16 protein-coding genes are annotated in these 17,644 nt (G+C 58.6%); 15 read left to right on the top strand and 1 reads right to left on the bottom strand.

The features are described 5' to 3' along the window. Positions 1–18: 18 nt before the first annotated feature. Entirely contained in the window at positions 19–1,929 is a 1,911-nt protein-coding gene (locus tag G547_RS0104990; RefSeq protein ID WP_051234836.1) for an acetyl-CoA hydrolase/transferase C-terminal domain-containing protein, read from the bottom strand. A gap of 403 nt (positions 1,930–2,332) precedes the next feature. On the opposite strand from G547_RS0104990, the gene rpsB reads away from it, so the two are divergent. The 15 genes from rpsB (at position 2,333) to rnhB (ending at position 17,371) form a co-directional block, all read left to right on the top strand. After that, positions 2,333–3,076 carry a 30S ribosomal protein S2 gene (gene rpsB / locus G547_RS0104995; RefSeq protein ID WP_027328895.1) on the top strand — a complete coding sequence of 248 codons (744 nt, stop codon included), beginning with the start codon at positions 2,333–2,335 and terminating at the stop codon, positions 3,074–3,076. Positions 3,077–3,195: 119 nt separating this feature from the next. Beyond that, complete coding sequence (gene tsf, locus G547_RS0105000; protein ID WP_027328896.1) at positions 3,196–4,068, top strand: translation elongation factor Ts; 873 nt, start codon at positions 3,196–3,198, stop codon at positions 4,066–4,068. An 87-nt stretch (positions 4,069–4,155) separates the two neighbouring features. Further along, positions 4,156–4,899 carry a UMP kinase gene (pyrH, locus tag G547_RS0105005; protein ID WP_027328897.1) on the top strand — a complete coding sequence of 248 codons (744 nt, stop codon included), beginning with the start codon at positions 4,156–4,158 and terminating at the stop codon, positions 4,897–4,899. After that, positions 4,889–5,446 (top strand): ribosome recycling factor, encoded by a 558-nt coding sequence (gene frr, locus G547_RS0105010; protein WP_027328898.1) that lies wholly within the window; start codon positions 4,889–4,891, stop codon positions 5,444–5,446. The genes pyrH and frr overlap by 11 nt, the downstream gene beginning before the upstream one ends. Positions 5,447–5,513: 67 nt before the next feature. Then, positions 5,514–6,284, top strand: a complete 771-nt coding sequence (gene uppS / locus G547_RS20210) for a polyprenyl diphosphate synthase (protein WP_084645685.1) — start codon at positions 5,514–5,516, stop codon at positions 6,282–6,284. Beyond that, on the top strand, positions 6,277–7,134 hold the full coding sequence (locus G547_RS0105020) for a phosphatidate cytidylyltransferase (RefSeq protein WP_051234839.1): 858 nt from the start codon (positions 6,277–6,279) through the stop codon (positions 7,132–7,134). Before uppS ends, G547_RS0105020 begins: the two co-directional genes overlap by 8 nt. Positions 7,135–7,142: 8 nt before the next feature. Next, entirely contained in the window at positions 7,143–8,330 is a 1,188-nt protein-coding gene (gene ispC, locus G547_RS0105025) for a 1-deoxy-D-xylulose-5-phosphate reductoisomerase (RefSeq protein WP_036187079.1), read from the top strand. A 10-nt stretch (positions 8,331–8,340) separates the two neighbouring features. Beyond that, positions 8,341–9,693 (top strand): sigma E protease regulator RseP, encoded by a 1,353-nt coding sequence (rseP, locus tag G547_RS0105030; protein ID WP_027328901.1) that lies wholly within the window; start codon positions 8,341–8,343, stop codon positions 9,691–9,693. A 90-nt stretch (positions 9,694–9,783) separates the two neighbouring features. After that, entirely contained in the window at positions 9,784–12,444 is a 2,661-nt protein-coding gene (gene bamA / locus G547_RS0105035) for an outer membrane protein assembly factor BamA (RefSeq protein ID WP_027328902.1), read from the top strand. A gap of 172 nt (positions 12,445–12,616) precedes the next feature. Further along, positions 12,617–13,144 (top strand): OmpH/Skp family outer membrane protein, encoded by a 528-nt coding sequence (locus G547_RS0105040; RefSeq protein ID WP_027328903.1) that lies wholly within the window; start codon positions 12,617–12,619, stop codon positions 13,142–13,144. A 16-nt stretch (positions 13,145–13,160) separates the two neighbouring features. Further along, positions 13,161–14,171 (top strand): UDP-3-O-(3-hydroxymyristoyl)glucosamine N-acyltransferase, encoded by a 1,011-nt coding sequence (gene lpxD, locus G547_RS0105045; RefSeq protein ID WP_027328904.1) that lies wholly within the window; start codon positions 13,161–13,163, stop codon positions 14,169–14,171. A 99-nt stretch (positions 14,172–14,270) separates the two neighbouring features. Then, positions 14,271–14,708 carry a 3-hydroxyacyl-ACP dehydratase FabZ gene (gene fabZ, locus G547_RS0105050; protein ID WP_027328905.1) on the top strand — a complete coding sequence of 146 codons (438 nt, stop codon included), beginning with the start codon at positions 14,271–14,273 and terminating at the stop codon, positions 14,706–14,708. 82 nt (positions 14,709–14,790) lie between these two features. Then, on the top strand, positions 14,791–15,561 hold the full coding sequence (gene lpxA / locus G547_RS0105055) for an acyl-ACP--UDP-N-acetylglucosamine O-acyltransferase (protein ID WP_027328906.1): 771 nt from the start codon (positions 14,791–14,793) through the stop codon (positions 15,559–15,561). Between the two features lie 53 nt (positions 15,562–15,614). After that, complete coding sequence (gene lpxB / locus G547_RS0105060) at positions 15,615–16,757, top strand: lipid-A-disaccharide synthase (RefSeq protein WP_027328907.1); 1,143 nt, start codon at positions 15,615–15,617, stop codon at positions 16,755–16,757. Beyond that, positions 16,754–17,371, top strand: a complete 618-nt coding sequence (rnhB, locus tag G547_RS0105065; protein ID WP_036187082.1) for a ribonuclease HII — start codon at positions 16,754–16,756, stop codon at positions 17,369–17,371. The genes lpxB and rnhB overlap by 4 nt, the downstream gene beginning before the upstream one ends. Positions 17,372–17,644: the final 273 nt, after the last annotated feature.

A 17,644-nucleotide genomic window follows, 5' to 3' on the forward strand; every position in this document is an offset into this window, starting at 1 on the left:
CACTGTCGCCAGCCCCACTCACTCGGTGTTGAGCGTAGCCTTCAGCAGGGCGCGGTAGAAGTGCTCCTTGGCGCTGCGAGGGCGGCTCAGGCCCATACGCTCGAGCCCGGCCTTCATGGAGTCAGAGGCGGGGCGGCGCAGACCGGTGAGCGCCAAGCGCAGCAGTCGTGGCCAACTGCCCACCTGCGGGGCCAGCTTTGACAGCGCCTGGGCCAGGTCCTCCTCCGTTTCGGTCAGGCCGCTGCCCAGGGGGAAGGCGGGCAGGAGCTTCTCGCGGACGCTATGCTCGAGGCTCGAGCGGATTCGCCCGGGCGTATTGTCTCGCCAAGCCGGTGGGATCTTGTAGTTCTGAGGAAGTTTGCCCGCAGCTTTCGCCTTCTGCAGCAGTTCGGGCTGAAAGCGCGAGTCGGCGATTTTTAGCAGCTCGGCAATTACGTCCGCGTCGCTTTTATCGCGCAAATCCGCTATTCCGTATTCGGTCACGACGATGTCGCGCAGGTGGCGAGGCAGGGTGGTATGGTCGTATTGCCAGACGATGTTCGATTGGGTCTTGCCCGCTTTGGTCCGGGTGGCGGGTAGTGTGATGACGGCCCGGGCGTCGGGCAGGGCAAAAGCCTGGGCCACAAAATTGTACTGGCCGCCCACGCCACTGACCACGCGCCCGTCATCCAGGCCGTCGGAAATGACGGCGCCGGTGAGAGTGACCATCATGGCACTGTTGATAAAACGCGCTCCGGTACGTGCGGAGCGTTTTTCCGCCTCCAGTCCCAGCATCGAATCGTCGGGTCGCAGGGGAGTGCTGTCGTACAGTTCATTGGTGAAAGACACCGGCATCGTCGCGATGCCTGCCCGCGATGCGGGCGGAAGCTCTTCCAGCAACTGATAGAATACGGGGCTTCCGACATAAAACGCGCTATGCACCAGGGCGCCTCCGACGCGTCGGCGGATGATGTCGGCCTTGATCAGTGCGAGAAAGCCCTCTACCAGCATCTCGGTGACCCCATAGAGACCTTGTTCAAAACGATCCCATTGCACCAGTTGCGCCGGGTCGTGAGCTTTTAGTAACGGCTTTAGCAGCTGGCGGTACTCGTCATTGCGCTGCTGACGCAGCAGTAAGCCTTGGGTAATGGCATCGCCAATGGAGCCGATGCCGATCTGGAGTGTGCCGCCGTCGGGCACAAGGCTGGCTACCTGCAGGCCGATGGCGTAGTCGGTATTCGACACTGGCTTGTGCGGCGGGCTGAACAAAGGGAACTCGTACTCGGAGCCTTTTAACAGGTAGTCGAAGTCGCTCTCTGGCCGGTCGGCCTCCCCTCCAAGAAATGGAAGTCTGCTGTTTATCTGGCCAACGCTGATCAGCTCGAGTTGACCCGCCCGGCGGCGATCGAGCAAATCGGCGCTGATGTCCGGGTTGCAGCTCAAGCTGTAGCGGCCTGCGTTGTCGGCGCCAGGGGGAGCGATCAGCTGCAGGATCAGGTTGACGCCGGCGCGCAGCAAGGCATCCAGCGCCTGGGTGTAGTTGATCGATGTATAAATCTGCTGTGCCAGCGGGCTGCCCAGCCAGGTGCCGGCCTGAAAGTAGAAGTCACGCACCGTAATGTTGGGTGGAAGGTCTCCACGGCGCAGGGCCTTGGCGTAGTCGAGTGCCGGGTAGTCGTCGAACAACCGCTCGGAAACCGGTCCGAGAAACCGTTGCTGCAAGTCGCTGCCGGCGGTCGGCGCCTCCAGCGTCAGTGCGGTAAAAATTGTCAGATCAATGCTGGAGTCTTCACAGGCGCGCCGAAAGAGGGTGTTGATCAGGTGGTTCGCCTTGCCGAGCCCCAGTGGCAGCCCCACGATCAACCGCTTTTCCAGCCGTTCGATCAGAGTGTCAGCGAGCGTTTCGACATCGTCTATTATCTCCGGGCCGAATGTGTTGCTGGTAGGCATCAGAGGCTTCCTTTAAATCTATGAAGATAAAGCTGGGCGAACAGGCGACGCGAGCCCCAGAGCTGCTCGTCAAACGTATGACGGCCCTCCCGATGATTGGCGGTGATTTCTCAGCATACGGCCAATCCCCGCTGCTGCCAACCAGCGGCCCGGCGAGGGCTGACACAAGGCCTTGGACCCAGCGCCGGGGGAGCGGATTGGGTTCCCCTGTAGCGTGGATTATGGTATAAAGCGCGGCTCCGCGACCAATGCCACAGGTGTCGGTCGAGGAGGTTGTCCATTTGGGCAACATACTACGAAACCATGAACGTCACACATACACCGGCACCTTCAGCCTGGGTGCCCGCCTTGAGCGGGTTGGCTGTTGGGGTGTATGGAGGCCCAACCCGATAGGAATGACAAAATGCCTACAGTAAGCATGCGCGATATGCTGCAGGCTGGTGCCCACTTTGGCCACCAGACCCGCTATTGGAACCCGAAGATGAACCGCTTTATCTTCGGTGCTCGCAACAAGATTCATATCATCAACCTGGAAAAGACCGTCCCTGCCTTCTCTGAGGCGATGGACATTGTCAAAAAAATGGCTGCCCAGAAGAAAAAGGTACTGTTCGTCGGTACCAAACGGGCCGCTCAGAAAACCATCAAAGAGCAGGCCGACCGCGCTAACATGCCGTACGTCAGCCATCGCTGGCTCGGTGGTATGCTGACCAACTACAAAACCATCCGCGCCTCCATTCGTCGCTACCGCGACCTGGAAGCCCAGAGTCAGGACGGCACCTTTGACAAGCTGACCAAGCGCGAAGCGCTGTCTCGCACTCGCGATATGGACAAGCTGGAGCGCTCCATCGGTGGTATCAAAGACATGAACGGCCTGCCCGACGCGCTGTTCATCGTTGATGTGGACCACGAGCGCATTGCCGTTCAGGAAGCCAAGAAGCTGGGTATCCCCATCATCGGTGTGGTTGATACCAACAGCAACCCGGACGACATCGACTACGTCATTCCCGGCAACGATGACGCTATTCGCGCGATCAAGCTTTACGTCTCCGCCATGGCCGATGCGTGCCTGGAAGGCGCCAAAGAAGCTCAGTCCGCGCCGAACAAAGACGAGTACGTGCCCGCCGAAGGCGAAGCCGCCTCCGAGTAAGCCGGGTTCCGGCCGACCGGCACCGCAAGGGCCGGACGGTACCAATTAAAGGGGGCAGGCCAAGCGGCGGCCCCCTTTTTTCGAATGAAGATTCAGACCTATTTGAAGAGGATAGCGACATGGCAGCGATTTCTGCGTCTATGGTTAAGGAGCTGCGCGAGCGCACCGGGCTCGGCATGATGGAATGTAAAAAAGCCCTGAACGAAGCCGATGGCGACGTTGAAGTGGCGATTGAAAACCTGCGTAAGGCCAGTGGCCTGAAGGCCGCCAAAAAGGCCGGCCGTACCGCCGCCGATGGTGTGGTGTCTCTGAAGGTGTCCGACGACAACAGCTACGGTGTCATCATCGAAGTGAACAGTGAGACAGACTTTGTTGCCCGCGACACCGGTTTCCTGGCTTTTGTCGAGAAAGTGTTGGCCAAAGCCTTTGCCGACAAGCAGACCGACATCAAAGCACTGATGGACGGCGAGCTGGAAGGTGAGCGCGAAGCGCTGGTTCAGAAAATCGGCGAAAATATCTCGGTTCGCCGTGTTGCCGTGGTTGAAGGCGGTGTGATCGATGGTTATGTTCACTCCAACAACCGCATTGCGGTGATGACGCAACTGGAAGGTGGCGAAGCCGACCTGGCGCGCGATGTGGCCATGCATGTGGCCGCCGTCAACCCGCAGGTCATCAAGCCGGAAGATATGCCGGAAGAGATCGTGGCGAAAGAGAAGGAAATCATCAAGGCACAGCCGGATATGGAAGGCAAGCCCGCCGAAATCGTCGAGAAAATGATGATGGGTCGTATCAACAAGTTCTTGAAAGAGGGCAGCCTGGTTGAGCAGCCATTCGTCAAGGACCCGGAAATCAAAGTGGGCAAATTGCTCTCCAATGCCGGCGCCGCCATTCAGAGCTTTGTACGCTTTGAAGTGGGTGAAGGCATCGAGAAAGAAGATGTGGACTTCGCCGATGAAGTGGCCGCACAGGTCAAGGCTTCTTCCAAGAGCTAAATTCCGCGGCGCTTGCACCGGGTGGGCTGGAGTCAGCTCGCCCGGTGATTACCAGACTTTCAATGAGCACCTAGCGGAGAACCCTGTATGCCAAGCGCACGCGACAAAAAGTACAAACGAATTCTTTTGAAGCTCAGCGGCGAAGAGCTGATGGGCTCGGAAGGCTTTGGGATTGATCCCAAGGTCCTGGATAAAATGGCGTTGGAAATTGGCCAGCTGGTCGGTATCGGCGTTCAGGTTGGCCTGGTTGTCGGCGGGGGCAATCTGTTTCGCGGTGCCGCGCTCAGCAGTGCGGGACTCAATCGGGTGACCGGCGACCATATGGGTATGCTGGCGACCGTGATGAATGCCCTTGCCATGCGGGATGCCCTGGAGCGCTCCAATATATCCTCGCGTGTGATGTCGGCCATTCCCATGAGTGGAATTGTTGAGCACTACGATAGCCGCCAGGCCAATCGTGCCCTGACCTCGGGCGAAGTGGTGATTTTTTCCGCCGGAACCGGTAACCCGTTTTTTACCACGGATTCGGCCGCCTGTTTGCGGGCGATTGAAGTGGAAGCGGACATCGTGCTCAAGGCGACAAAAGTGGATGGTGTTTACTCCGCCGATCCGATGCAGGACCCCAGCGCCACCAAATATGATCGCCTGACTTATGATGAGGTGCTGGAGCGCAAACTGGGCGTCATGGACCTGACCGCCATCTGCCTCTGCCGGGAACACGATATGCCGGTACGCGTTTTTCGTATGAACAAAGCCGGGGCTTTGCTGAACATTGTTGTAGGAAGCAGCGAAGGCACCTTGATCGAAGAGGGCAAAAACAATGTTGAATGACTTAAAAAAAGATGCGGAAAGCCGCATGGCAAAAGCGCTTGATGCGCTGGGTAACAACTTCAACAAAATTCGCACGGGCCGTGCTCACCCGAGTATTCTCGATGGCATACACGTGTCTTATTACGGCGCTGAGACCCCGTTGAGCCAGCTGGCCAACATTGGCATGGAAGACGCTCGCACGCTCACCATCAGCCCCTGGGAAAAAAGCCTGGTGCCGGAGATCGAAAAAGCCATCATGAAGTCTGATCTGGGGCTTAATCCTTCGACCAACGGTGGCCTCATCCGCCTTCCGATGCCGGCGCTGACCGAAGAAACCCGGAAAAACTACATCAAGCAGGCTCGATCAGAAGCTGAACATGCCCGGGTATCGATTCGCAGTATCCGTCGCGACGTGCTCTCCGAGGTCAAAGCACTGCTCAAGGAAAAGGAAATCACAGAAGACGATGAACATCGCGCTCAGGACGAGATTCAGAAAATAACCGATAAATACATCGCTCAGATCGATAAGTCTCTTAGTGCCAAGGAAGAGGACTTGATGGAAATCTGAGCCTTCTGCGCCGCCCCCTCTGGCGGCGCTGGTTGGCCTTGCGCGGCAACTGTTCCAGGAGTTTTTTGTGACCAGCAATTCCCTGCGCCATATCGCTATTATCATGGACGGCAACAATCGCTGGGCCAAGCAGCGAGGCATGTCCGGCATTTCGGGCCACAAGGTCGGTGCCGAGCGTATTCGCGATATCATGACCGCATGCCAGGACCTGGGGATTGACGTTCTCACCCTGTTCGCCTTCAGTAGTGAGAACTGGAAGCGCCCGCGCAAAGAAGTGGATGCGCTGATGTCGCTATTCCAGTGGTACCTGAAGCAGGAGTCCAAAGAGCTCCAAAAAAAGGGTGTGCGCTTGCGAGTGGTCGGTAACCGGTCACGTTTCACCCCGTCCTTGCAGAAAGCCATCACCGATGCCGAAGAGCGCACCCGCGAGGGGGAAACCACCCTCGTGATCGCCGCTGATTACGGTGGCCGTTGGGATATTGCCCAGGCTGCTCAGCGGCTGGCCCAACGGGTGCAAGCCGGAATGCTCGACAGCGCCGACATTGATGAGCATCTGTTGCATGAGCAGACCAGCCTTGCCGGCTTGCCCGATCCCGATCTTCTGATTCGTACCGGCGGGGAAGTGCGGATCAGCAACTTTCTGCTTTGGCAGTGTGCCTACGCCGAGCTGTATTTCAGTCAGACTCTGTGGCCCGACTTCGATGCCAATGAGCTCAAAGCGGCGGCTGATGATTTTCACCGTCGCCAGCGTCGTTTTGGTCGTACTGGCGACCAGGTCTCGACGGGCGAGAGTGAGGAGCGCTCCTCCGCCCATTCCGGGGAGGCACGCCATGCTTAAGCAGCGTGTGCTTACGGCGATTGTGTTGGCCGCCGTATTCCTCCTGGCCCTGATTTATCTGCCCGGCCCCCTGTTTTCAGCGTTTGCCGCCACTGTCACCCTGATCGGTGCCTGGGAGTGGGCTAACCTCAGTGGCTGGACTCGTGCCTGGCAGCGGGCGCTTTACGTCCTGTTGGCGGGATTTGTGATGGTGAGTGCGGCTTACTATCTGGAAATTCACACGTTGCCCGAGGCGGGCGGCGCTCTGGACGAAAGCCAACGTCTGGCATTTCGCAATATTCTGGTGGCCGGTTGCCTCTGGTGGGCGGTGGCACTTCTTTGGGTACAGGGGTATCCGAGCAGCGCGTTGCTGTGGCATAGCCGGTGGATGCGGGCACTCATGGGAGTGCTGGTCCTGATCCCGGCCTGGGCTGGCCTTTCTTTCCTGCGAGTGCAGGAGAATGGGGCCTGGCTGTTGGTACTATTGTTGGCGGTCGTGGCCTGTGCCGATATCGGCGGCTACTTTACCGGCCGCCGCTGGGGGCGCCGCAAACTGGCGGCGAGCGTGAGCCCCGGGAAAACCTGGGAAGGCTTCGCGGGTGGAGTTGTAGCGAACCTTCTGCTGGCCGTATTGATTGGCCTGTTCTGGAAAGGCGGTCTTCTGTTTTGGCTGGCGATCATTGTGCCCACCAGTCTGGTCTCGGTACTGGGTGATTTGTTAGAGAGCATGGTCAAGCGAGAGCGGGGCATCAAGGACAGCAGCGCGCTCTTGCCGGGCCATGGAGGCGTGCTGGATCGGGTGGACAGTCTGACCTCGGCGGCACCGGTTTTTGCCCTGGCCCTGCTGGCCGGTGGCTGGCCCGTCGGGTGAGGTCCTCTATGCAGTCTGTAACGATCCTCGGCGCCTCCGGCTCCATAGGTGATAGCACTCTGAATGTGCTCGCCCAGCACCCCGACCGCTATTCCCTGTATGCATTGACGGCGCACACCCAGTGGCAAAAGCTCGGAGAGCTCTGTCTCCTGCATCACCCGCGTTACGCGGTGGTCGTTGAAGAGCCCGGGGCGGAGTCCCTGGCGCTCTGGTTGAAGGCGCGCGGCAGTGCCACTCAGGTACTGTCCGGGGTCGAGGCGTTGAGTGAGGTGGCGTCGGCGCCCGAGGTGGACACGGTCATGGCGGCGATCGTCGGCGGTGCCGGCTTGGTGCCGACCCTGGCCGCGGTTCGAGCCGGGAAGAAGATTCTGCTCGCCAATAAAGAAGCGTTGGTGATGGCCGGTGGGCTGTTTACCCGCGCGGTGGAGGAGCATGGTGCGACGCTTTTGCCCATCGACAGCGAACACAATGCAATCTTCCAGTGTTTACCGGGTCATCCGCGCGATTGTCTCGGGGGCGGCCTGGCGGGGAGCGGAGTGCGCAAAATTCTGCTCACCGCGTCCGGTGGCCCATTTCGGGACTACCCGGAAGAGCGTTTGGCGTCGGTGACCCCGGAGCAGGCCTGTGCCCATCCGAACTGGAGCATGGGGCAGAAGATCTCGGTTGACTCGGCCACTTTGATGAATAAAGGTCTGGAGCTGATCGAAGCCTGTTGGCTCTTCCATGCCCGGCCGGATCAGATTGAGGTCGTGGTCCATCCGCAGAGTGTCATTCACTCCATGGTGGAATACGTCGACGGCTCAGTGTTGGCGCAAATGGGGAATCCGGATATGCGCACACCGATTGCTCACGCTCTGGCCTGGCCCGAGCGAATGGTGTCCGGCGTGGCCAGTCTGGATATGATCGCCACGGCGAGGCTGGATTTTGCCGCGCCCGATACCGACCGTTTTCCCTGCTTACGTCTGGCCGCCGATGCGGCGCGGGCAGGGGGGACGGCGCCTGCCGTGCTGAATGCGGCCAACGAGATCGCGGTTGAGGCTTTTTTACGCCGCCGGATCGGATTTACCGACATTCCACGGATTATTGAAACGGTTATGGGCCGGGTGGCGTTCACTGAACCCGGCAGTCTCGACGCTGTCCAAAGCGCGGATCGGGAGGCTCGCCAGCAGGCGAGTGCCCTGGTCGAACTCCACTGAGAGGTTGTTTGTGGCACTGATTCAGACGGTTATTTGGTTTCTGGTCGCTCTGGCGGTTTTGGTGGCCGTGCACGAGTTCGGTCACTTCTATGTGGCGCGCCGGTGCGGGGTCAAGGTGCTGCGTTTCTCCATTGGTTTTGGAAAAATCCTCTGGCGCCGTCGCGACCGCCAGGGGACGGAATACGCTCTGGCCGCCATTCCCTTGGGCGGTTATGTGAAAATGCTCGACGAGCGTGAGGGCGACGTACCCGAGGAGGAGCTGCATCGGGCGTTCAACCGCAAGAATGTCTGGCAGCGGATTGCCATTGTGGCTGCGGGGCCCGTAGCGAATTTTATTCTGGCCATACTGCTGTTCTGGCTGCTGATGGTCCCCGGCACTCGAGAGCCCATTCCTATTGTCGGTGATGTCGAGGCCGGCTCGGTAGCGGCACAGGCAGGTCTGGAGTCCGGTCAGGAAATTCTGGCAGTGGACGGTGAGCCCACACCCACTTGGCAAGCGCTTCATCAGCAGTTGCTTCGCCGTTTGGGCGAAAGCGGCACCATCTCTTTTCGGGTGAAGTACCCGGAGTCGGATTTGCAGTACCTGTCCGAAGCGCAGCTCGAGGACTGGCTGAAGGGCGTTGAGGAGCCCGACCCGGTGTCCGGACTGGGCTTGACGCTCGATCGCCCGACACTGAAGCCGGTCATCGGTCAAGTGGTTCCCGAGAGCCCGGCAGAGCGCGCGGGGCTGCAAACCGGCGATCGAGTGCTGAGTGCCGATGGCCAGCCGATGCCGGACTGGCCCACTTGGGTGGCCTATGTGCGTGAGCGACCCGGCGAAGAAATTCAATTGATTGTGGAACGCGATGGCGCCGAAAGGAGTCTATCGGTGACGCCTGAGATGGTGGAGGAAGCCGGTGAGCAGTTTGGCCGGGTGGGTGTGGGTCTTCAGCCCCAGTCCTGGCCGGAAGACCGGGTGCGGGAATATCGATACGGGCCGGTCGAGTCGTTTGTGGCGGGTGTTGACCGGACCTGGGAGACCGCTGGTTTCGTGCTGCTCTCCGTGAAAAAGCTGATTGTTGGGGAAATCTCGACGAAAAACTTGAGCGGTCCCATCACCATTGCTAAGGTGGCCGGCGATTCCGCTGAGAGCGGCTGGAAGAGTTTTGTCGGGTTTGTGGCGCTACTGAGTATTTTCTTGGGCGTTTTCAACCTCCTGCCGATTCCGGTACTGGATGGTGGCCACCTGATGTATTACTTCATCGAAGTGGTGAAAGGCAGTCCCGTTTCGGAGCGAATTCAGCAGATCGGCTATCAGGTAGGGCTGGTCATGGTTGTAGGGTTGATGTTTCTTGCGCTTTACAACGACATCATGCGGCTGTAAACGAATCGCGGCCGTTGCTGAAATATTGAGCTCCGAAGTGGCACAGTCACCATCGAAATGCGATTGACCTTAACTGAAAAGAATTTTTCTATGATGCGAGTGTGGATGCGAGTGATCAGCCTGATGGGCGCGCTGTTGTTTACAGTGGCGGTACAGGCTCAAAATTTCCAGATCAGCGATATTCGAGTCGAAGGTCTGCAGAGGGTATCCGCCGGTACCGTATTCAGCGCGCTCCCACTGAGGGTGGGGGATCAGGTCACCAGCGATGATATTCGCATGGCCACTCGTGAGCTGTTTCAGGTGGGTTATTTTTCCGACGTCGCGATGGGACGTGACGGCGACGTTCTGGTCGTTCGGGTCGAAGAGCGCCCGGCGATCAACGAGATTACCATTGAAGGCAACAAAGTGATCAAAACCGAGGACTTGATGGAGAGTCTTCGCGAGAACGATCTGTTTGAAGGCCAGATTTTCCAGCGGGCCACCCTGGAGGGCATAAGCCAGGCGCTCGAGCGTGAATATATCGGCCAAGGCCGCTACGGCGCGTCCGTGGATATCAAGGTGGAAGACCTGCCCCGGAACCAGGTGAAGGTGACGGTGGATGTGAACGAAGGTAAACCGGCCCGTATCAAGGGCATCAATATCGTGGGTAATGAGACCTTCAGCGATGAGGAACTGCTCGAAGGCTTTGAGCTCAAGTCTTCAGGCTGGCTGTCCTGGATCAAGGGTGACGACAAGTATTCCCGGGAAAAACTTACGGGGGATATCGAAACTCTGGAGTCCTTTTACCTGGACCGTGGTTACCTGAGTTTCTCTATCGACTCCACCCAGGTGGCACTGAGCCCGGACAAGTCCAAGATCTATATCACCCTCAACGTGACCGAGGGTGATATCTACACCGTCAGTGAAGTAGAGCTGGCAGGGGACCTCAAGCTCCCCGAAGAGCTTGTACGCCGCATGATCCTGTTGCGCGAAGGCAATACCTTTTCCCAGATTCTGATGACCAACTCTTCTGACTACATTACCCAGCGTCTGGGGAACGAGGGTTATACCTTCGCGGAAGTGGAAGGTATCCCCGAGAAGAACGACGAGGAGAAGACGGTAAAGGTTACCTTCTTTGTCGATCCGGGGCAGCGTGCCTATGTGCGCCGCATCAACTTCAAGGGCAATACCAAAACCATCGACGAAGTCTTGCGCCGCGAGATGCGTCAGATGGAAGGCGGGGCGGCATCGACGGCCCAGATTGAACACTCGAAAGTTCGTCTCGACCGCTTGGGCTTCTTTAAAGAAGTAACCGTTGAAACCAACGAGGTTCCCGGCGTCGATAACCAGGTGGATGTCGAGTATACCGTTGAAGAATCGCCCTCGGGCAGCATGGGCCTGCAGATCGGTTATGCGGAGTACTCCGGTCTGCTGCTCTCGGCCAACATTCAGCAGAACAACTGGTTTGGTTCGGGCAAGCAGGTGGGTTTCTCTCTGAGTAATAGCCGGTTTCGGACCTCCTACAACTTCAGCTACAACGACCCCTACTTCACACCGAATGGCGTCAGCCGCGGCATCAGTCTTTACTACACGCAGAGTGACTACGCCAGCTACAACGTGTCCGGTTACAGTACCGATGTCTATGGTGCCAAGCTCAGCTTCGGTTATCCGATTTCGGAAATTGAGAGAATTGGTTTCAGCTTCGAAGCCCGGGATTTGACGGTGAAAACCACGAGTGCCTCTCCCCGGGAGATCATCCGCCAGCCGAAAATTCCGCTGGGCGCGCCCTATGTGACCCAGTCGGCTCAAGAGGCCTTTGAGGAGTCAATCTCCTCGGGGCAGGATTGGCCGGAAGGTATTCCCACCATGGACGTCACCGAATCTGTGCTGGGCGAGCCGGGCTACGTGGATGCCAACGGCTCTGAATTCCAGGACGTGTTGGTCGGTTTTAATTATCAGCAGTCCACTCTTAACCGCGGCATGCTGGCGACCCGTGGCACATCACAGGTATTCTCTGCGGAAGTGGCCATGCCCGGCGGCGATCTGGAATACTACAAGCTCGACTATCGTGCTGAGACTTACAAGCCGTTGACCCGTGCGCTGACGTTGAAGTTGCGCACTCATCTCGGATACGCCGATGGTTATGGCGATAGCGGTGAGTTGCCCTTCTTCGAGAACTACTACGCGGGTGGTTTTGGATCCGTCCGCGGGTTTGAGCGCAACAGCCTCGGGCCGCGTTCCACCTACCCGGAAAGAGTGTATACCGATATTGTGGCCTGGAATGATGCCAACGGCGATGGTGCTGGCGTGAGTCCGGACTCCAACGAGACCAGCCTCGCCTATGTACTCTGTGAGGACCCTGCCGCGTTTGAGGGCACCAGCCAGAAATGTAAACCCGGCGAGCTGATTACCACCTACCAGTACACGCCGGAGCAGGCCGCTAACCGCGACAGCCGTTATTCCGCCTTCGGTGGGAATATTCTGGTGGAAGCCGGGGCGGAGATTCTTTTCCCGCTGCCCTTTATCAAGGACCAGCGCATGCTTCAGTCCAGCTTCTTCATTGAAGGTGGTAACGTGTTCAGCACCTCCTGTGGCGAGACGCAGTTGAACTGTTACAAGCCGGATCTGGATCATATCAGTGCCTCGGCCGGTCTGGGCCTGACCTGGATTACCGGCTTTGGTCCGCTGACATTTGCGGTGTCTCGGCCGATTGCCGAAAATGAGGGCGACGATCCGGAATTTTTCCAATTTTCTTTGGGTGGTTCCTTCTAACGCGGTATGATTGCCCCCTTTGAGGGGAAAGCTCCCGACGGTTTTGGGAAAGCCCCTGGCAGTTCGGGGAAAACCCCTCGGCGGTTTCAACCGCCACGTGAGGTTTCAGCGGCCCTGGTTTCAGGGCCGTTTTGTTTCCTAACTCATTGATAATATAGAGGAAGATGTCGTCATGATGGCTAATGCAAAGAAGATCGTCCTGGGTTTGATGTTACTGCTGGGTTCTAACCTGGCGCTGGCGGAAGGTAAAGTCGTGGTCCTCGACCTCCAGGCGGCCGTACTGAGCACCGACGCGGCTCAACAGCGGCTCCAGGCCCTGGAGCAGAATGAGGAGTATGCAGCCCTGCGCACTCGCTTCGAAAGCCTGACGGCGGATCTGCAGGCCTTTCAGGAGGACGCTCAGAAGAACGCCATGACCTGGTCAGAAGAAAAGAAGAAGCAGAAGCAGGAAGAAGCTCAGAAGTTGCGCCAGGAATACGAACGTACCGGTCAGACGCTCCAGGGCGAGCGCCAGCGGGTCATGCAGGCGGTCATGCAGCAGATGGGCGGGAAAACCCAGGAAATCCTGGCCCAGTTGATCGAGGCGGAGAATATTGGTCTGGTGCTGAACAGCCAAAGCGCGTTTCATGCTTCTGATGAGTATGACATCACCGCCAAAGTGACCGAAATGCTGAACAAAGCGAACGCCAGCGCCGAATAACCGGAGAAGCCTGCGCGTGACCGCTACTCATACGCTTTCGTCATTGGCCCAGTATCTGGGCATTGATTACGATGGCGACCCGGAGTGCGCCCTGGTCGCTCTTGCCACCCTGCAGAGTGCAGTGCCGGGCCAGGTGAGCTTTATCGCCAACCCCGTGTACCGCAAGTATCTTGCTCGCACACGGGCTTCCGCTGTAATTCTCGCTCCCGCCCTGGCGGGCGATTTTTCCGGCAACAAATTGCTGACTGACAAGCCCTATGAGGCTTACGCCCGTTTGACCGCACTGTTTGATCAGCGGGCGCCGGTGCCGCGGGGTATTCATCCCAGCGCCTTGGTCGGGGGCGGCTGCCAATTGGCGGACGATGTTGCCGTAGGTCCCAACGTGGTGATCGGCGACGATGTCGTCCTCGGGCCCGGCGTTGAAGTGGGCGCGGGCTCGACCATCGGAGATGGCTGCGTGTTGGGGGCCGGGTCTCGCTTGGCCGCGCGAGTTGTGCTCTATCACAACGTACGGCTTGGTCGGAATTGTCTGATTCACAGTGGTGCGGTCGTTGGTGCGGACGGATTCGGCTTCGCGCCCACCTCGGAAGGCTGGCTGAAAATTCACCAGCTGGGAGGTGTTGTTCTAGGCGACAATGTCGAAGTCGGTTCCGGTACCACGATCGATAGGGGAGCTCTCGACGACACCTGGATCGGGGATGGCGTCAAAATAGACAATCAGGTGCAGGTCGCTCATAACGTCAGAATCGGCAATAATACCGCGATTGCCGGACAGGTGGGTATTGCCGGGAGTACCACACTGGGAGAGAATTGCACCATCGCTGGCGGGGTCGGCATCATCGGGCACCTGACCATCGCCGATGGCGTTCACGTTACCGCCATGAGTCTGGTTACCCACTCCATTCGCGAGGCCGGCTCCTATTCTTCGGGCACACCGTTGACCCCCACCCGCGAGTGGCGTCGGAACGCGGTGCGCTTTAAAAAACTGGATGAGCTGGCTGCACGCCTGAAAAAACTCGATCCATAAGACACAATCGAACAGAGACCGGCGGCGCACGTGCGGCGCTGGAGCTTAACAGGGCGGCCCGCGCGGCGGCCAATAATGAATACCCAGGGGTCGTTGACTATGATGGATGTACGAGAAATACGTGAATACTTGCCCCACCGCTATCCGTTCCTATTGGTCGATCGCGTTGTGGAGCTGGTTGAAGGCGAGTCAATAGTCGCTTACAAGAATATTTCGGTGAACGAGGAAGTGTTCAACGGCCATTTTCCCCAGAGCCCGGTATTCCCGGGGGTCATGATCCTGGAAGCGCTCGCCCAGGCCTCGGGCATTCTCGGTTTCAAAACCATGAACAAGAAGCCGGAAGACGGCTCCATTTACCTGTTTGCCGGCGTGGATGATGTGCGCTTCAAGCGCCAGGTGATCCCGGGTGACCGACTGACGCTGGAGTCCCGCGTGGTATCGGTCAAGCGAGGCATCTGGAAGTTTGAATGTAAGGCGACTGTGGATGGCGCACTAGCCGCTTCGGCCAATATTCTTTGCGCTGATCGTAAAGTGTAAGGGCGGCCCCGGCCGCATTTTCGGTCTCCGCCGCTGGTGTGGAGACTGATGAAAGAACACCCCGGAAAGAGTGAGCGAGACCTTGATTCACCCGACTGCGATTGTTCATCCCGAGGCCCACCTGGCGCCCGACGTCAAAGTCGGCCCCTGGACTGTGATTGGCGCCGGCGTCGAGGTTGGGCCGGGCACCGTGATCGAGTCTCACGTGGTCCTCAAGGGCCCTACCCGTATTGGCAGCCACAATCATATCTATCAGTTTTCCACCGTGGGTGAAGACACGCCGGACCTGAAATACCAGGGCGAGCCCACCTGGCTGGTGATTGGCGATCACAACGTGATTCGCGAAGGCGTGACCATTCACCGCGGTACCGTGCAGGATCGCGGTGAAACCACTATCGGCAACCACAACCTGTTGATGGCCTATGTCCACATCGGCCACGACAGCGTTCTGGGTGATCACTGTATTCTGGTCAACAACACCGCATTGGCGGGCCATGTTCATATTGGAGACTGGGCCATTCTGAGTGGCTTTACCCTGGTGCATCAGTATTGTCACATTGGCGCCCACAGCTTCACCGGCATGGGTACTGCTCTGGGTAAGGATCTGCCCGCGTACGTGATGGCCAACGGTAACCCGGCGGCGGCCAAAAGTATCAATGCCGAAGGGCTGCGTCGGCGCGGTTTTTCCAAAGAGGATATCTCGATGATCAACCGTGCCTACAAAGTCATTTACCGGCGCGGATTGACGCGTGAGGAAGCCCTCAAAGAGTTGACCGAGATGGCCACCGAGTGCCAGGCGCTGGAGCCTCTGGTGGAGTCGGTGAGAGGGTCCTCCCGCGGTATCGTTCGCTAGCCATGGTTATGCAAACGCAGGAGAGTTCTCCCTCGGCTGATAAGCCGGGCCGTATGCAGATCGGTATGGTTGTGGGTGAAGCCTCCGGTGATATCCTGGGGGCGGCGCTGATGCGCGCGCTTCGCCAGCACTATCCTGACTGCGAATTCTCCGGCATTGGCGGCCCGCGTATGCTCGCCCAGGGCTTCCACTCCTATTTCCCCATGGACCGTCTGTCGGTCATGGGCTTTGTCGACCCGCTCAAGCGGCTGCCGGAACTGCTGAAGATCCGTAAATTTCTGAAAGCGCACTTTAGCGAGCAGCGTCCCTCGGTGTTCATCGGTGTCGACTCCCCGGACTTTACGCTCAATATCGAACGGCACCTGCGCGAAGAGGCGGGCGTTCCCACGGTTCACTACGTCAGCCCCTCTGTCTGGGCCTGGCGCCAAGGGCGGATCAAGGGGATTGCCCGAAGCGTGGACCTGATGCTGACGCTCCTGCCGTTTGAGGCAGACTTCTATCGCGAGCATCAAGTCCCGGTGGAGTTCGTCGGCCACCACCTGGCGGATGAAATCCCTCTGGAAGTAGACGCTGATGCTGCCCGGGAAGCCCTCGGTATTTCCCATACCGGCCCGCTGGTGGCGCTACTGCCCGGCAGTCGGAAAGGGGAAGTCGAACAGTTGGGCGACCTGTTTCTCAAAGCCGCCCGCCTGTGTCGGGAGCAACGGCCCAACCTGCAATTTGTGATCCCCGCGGCCAATCCGGCGCGCTATCGTCAGATACATCACCAGCTGTCTGAATACGTGGACTTGCCGGTCCACCTCGTGCAAGGCCAGTCCCAGAGAGCAATGGCGGCTGCAGACGTTGCGCTTATTTCCTCAGGGACCACGGCGCTGGAAGCCATGTTGCTGAAAACGCCCATGGTGGTCGCCTACAAGATGGCCGCGCTCTCCTATGCCATCCTGTCCCGGCTGGTTAAAACCGAACACGTCTCTCTGCCGAACCTGTTGGCAGGCCGGCGGCTGGTGCCCGAGCTACTGCAGAAGGCGGCAACGCCCAAGGCGTTGAGCGCGGCGGTACTGGATTATATTGACCATCCCGAGCAGACCGAGAGCCTGCGCCAGACCTTCACGGAAATGCATCGAGACTTGGCGCGCAACGCCAGCGCCCGCGCGGCGGAGGCGATTGCCCAGCTACTGGAGAAGAAGGCTCAATGAAAGCGATCCTGGGTCCGTTTGAGCCGAGCTATACTGGCCCCTGGCTCGCCGGCGTCGACGAAGTCGGCCGAGGCCCTCTGGCGGGGGATGTCGTTGCGGCGGCGGTCATCCTGGACCCGGAGCGCCCGATCGAGGGGCTGAACGACTCCAAAAAATTGACTGAAAAACGGCGCGAGGCGCTGTTTGACGAGATCCAGACCCGGGCAGCGGCCTGGTGCATTGCTCGCGCCTCGGTGGCGGAAATTGATCAATTGAATATTCTACAGGCGAGCCTGTTGGCGATGACGAGGGCGGTGCAGGGGTTGGCCCGTGTGCCGGAGCATGTGCTGGTGGATGGTAACCGCTTGCCAAAGTGGGACTTTTCGGCGGAGGCGGTGGTGAAGGGGGACAGTCGTCACCCGGCGATCAGTGCGGCGTCGATTCTGGCGAAGGTGGCTCGGGATCGGGAGATGGTGGCTTTTGATGAGCAGTATCCGGGCTATGGTTTTGCGGGTCATAAGGGTTACCCTACAAAAACTCATTTGGCGGCGCTCGACAAGTTGGGGGTAACCCCCATCCACCGCACTTCTTACGCACCGGTGCGTGAGCGTATTGAGCAGATAACGCTGTTTTAGCCTGTTTTCTTAGCAGGAGTGATGTAAGTGGTGTCACGTCCGGGGATCGGGGTGAATACCCTTTGGAGACCCGCCGTGAACCCATCCCTGGGGGCTTCTCATCGGCATCCATGCCTCAGAGAGTCTCCAAAGGGTATTCACCCCGATCCCCTCCGCACTATGTAGCGAGTAGGGTTGGTAAGCGAAGCGCCACCTACCAAAGCGTCGCGCCCAAAAATACCAATCACAAATTTGATTGGTGGGTGGCGGCTAACGCCTCCGATGCGTCGGACC

Source organism: Marinimicrobium agarilyticum DSM 16975 (assembly GCF_000423345.1).
GTDB classification, from domain to species: domain Bacteria; phylum Pseudomonadota; class Gammaproteobacteria; order Pseudomonadales; family Cellvibrionaceae; genus Marinimicrobium; species Marinimicrobium agarilyticum.

Coding starts and splice junctions, on each gene's coding strand:
- G547_RS0104990 (WP_051234836.1), bottom strand. CDS start 1,929: ATGCCTACCAGCAACACATTCGGCCCGGAGATAATAGACGATGTCGAA.
- rpsB (WP_027328895.1), top strand. CDS start 2,333: ATGCCTACAGTAAGCATGCGCGATATGCTGCAGGCTGGTGCCCACTTT.
- tsf (WP_027328896.1), top strand. CDS start 3,196: ATGGCAGCGATTTCTGCGTCTATGGTTAAGGAGCTGCGCGAGCGCACC.
- pyrH (WP_027328897.1), top strand. CDS start 4,156: ATGCCAAGCGCACGCGACAAAAAGTACAAACGAATTCTTTTGAAGCTC.
- frr (WP_027328898.1), top strand. CDS start 4,889: ATGTTGAATGACTTAAAAAAAGATGCGGAAAGCCGCATGGCAAAAGCG.
- G547_RS0105020 (WP_051234839.1), top strand. CDS start 6,277: ATGCTTAAGCAGCGTGTGCTTACGGCGATTGTGTTGGCCGCCGTATTC.
- ispC (WP_036187079.1), top strand. CDS start 7,143: ATGCAGTCTGTAACGATCCTCGGCGCCTCCGGCTCCATAGGTGATAGC.
- bamA (WP_027328902.1), top strand. CDS start 9,784: ATGATGCGAGTGTGGATGCGAGTGATCAGCCTGATGGGCGCGCTGTTG.
- G547_RS0105040 (WP_027328903.1), top strand. CDS start 12,617: ATGATGGCTAATGCAAAGAAGATCGTCCTGGGTTTGATGTTACTGCTG.
- fabZ (WP_027328905.1), top strand. CDS start 14,271: ATGATGGATGTACGAGAAATACGTGAATACTTGCCCCACCGCTATCCG.
- lpxB (WP_027328907.1), top strand. CDS start 15,615: ATGCAGATCGGTATGGTTGTGGGTGAAGCCTCCGGTGATATCCTGGGG.
- rnhB (WP_036187082.1), top strand. CDS start 16,754: ATGAAAGCGATCCTGGGTCCGTTTGAGCCGAGCTATACTGGCCCCTGG.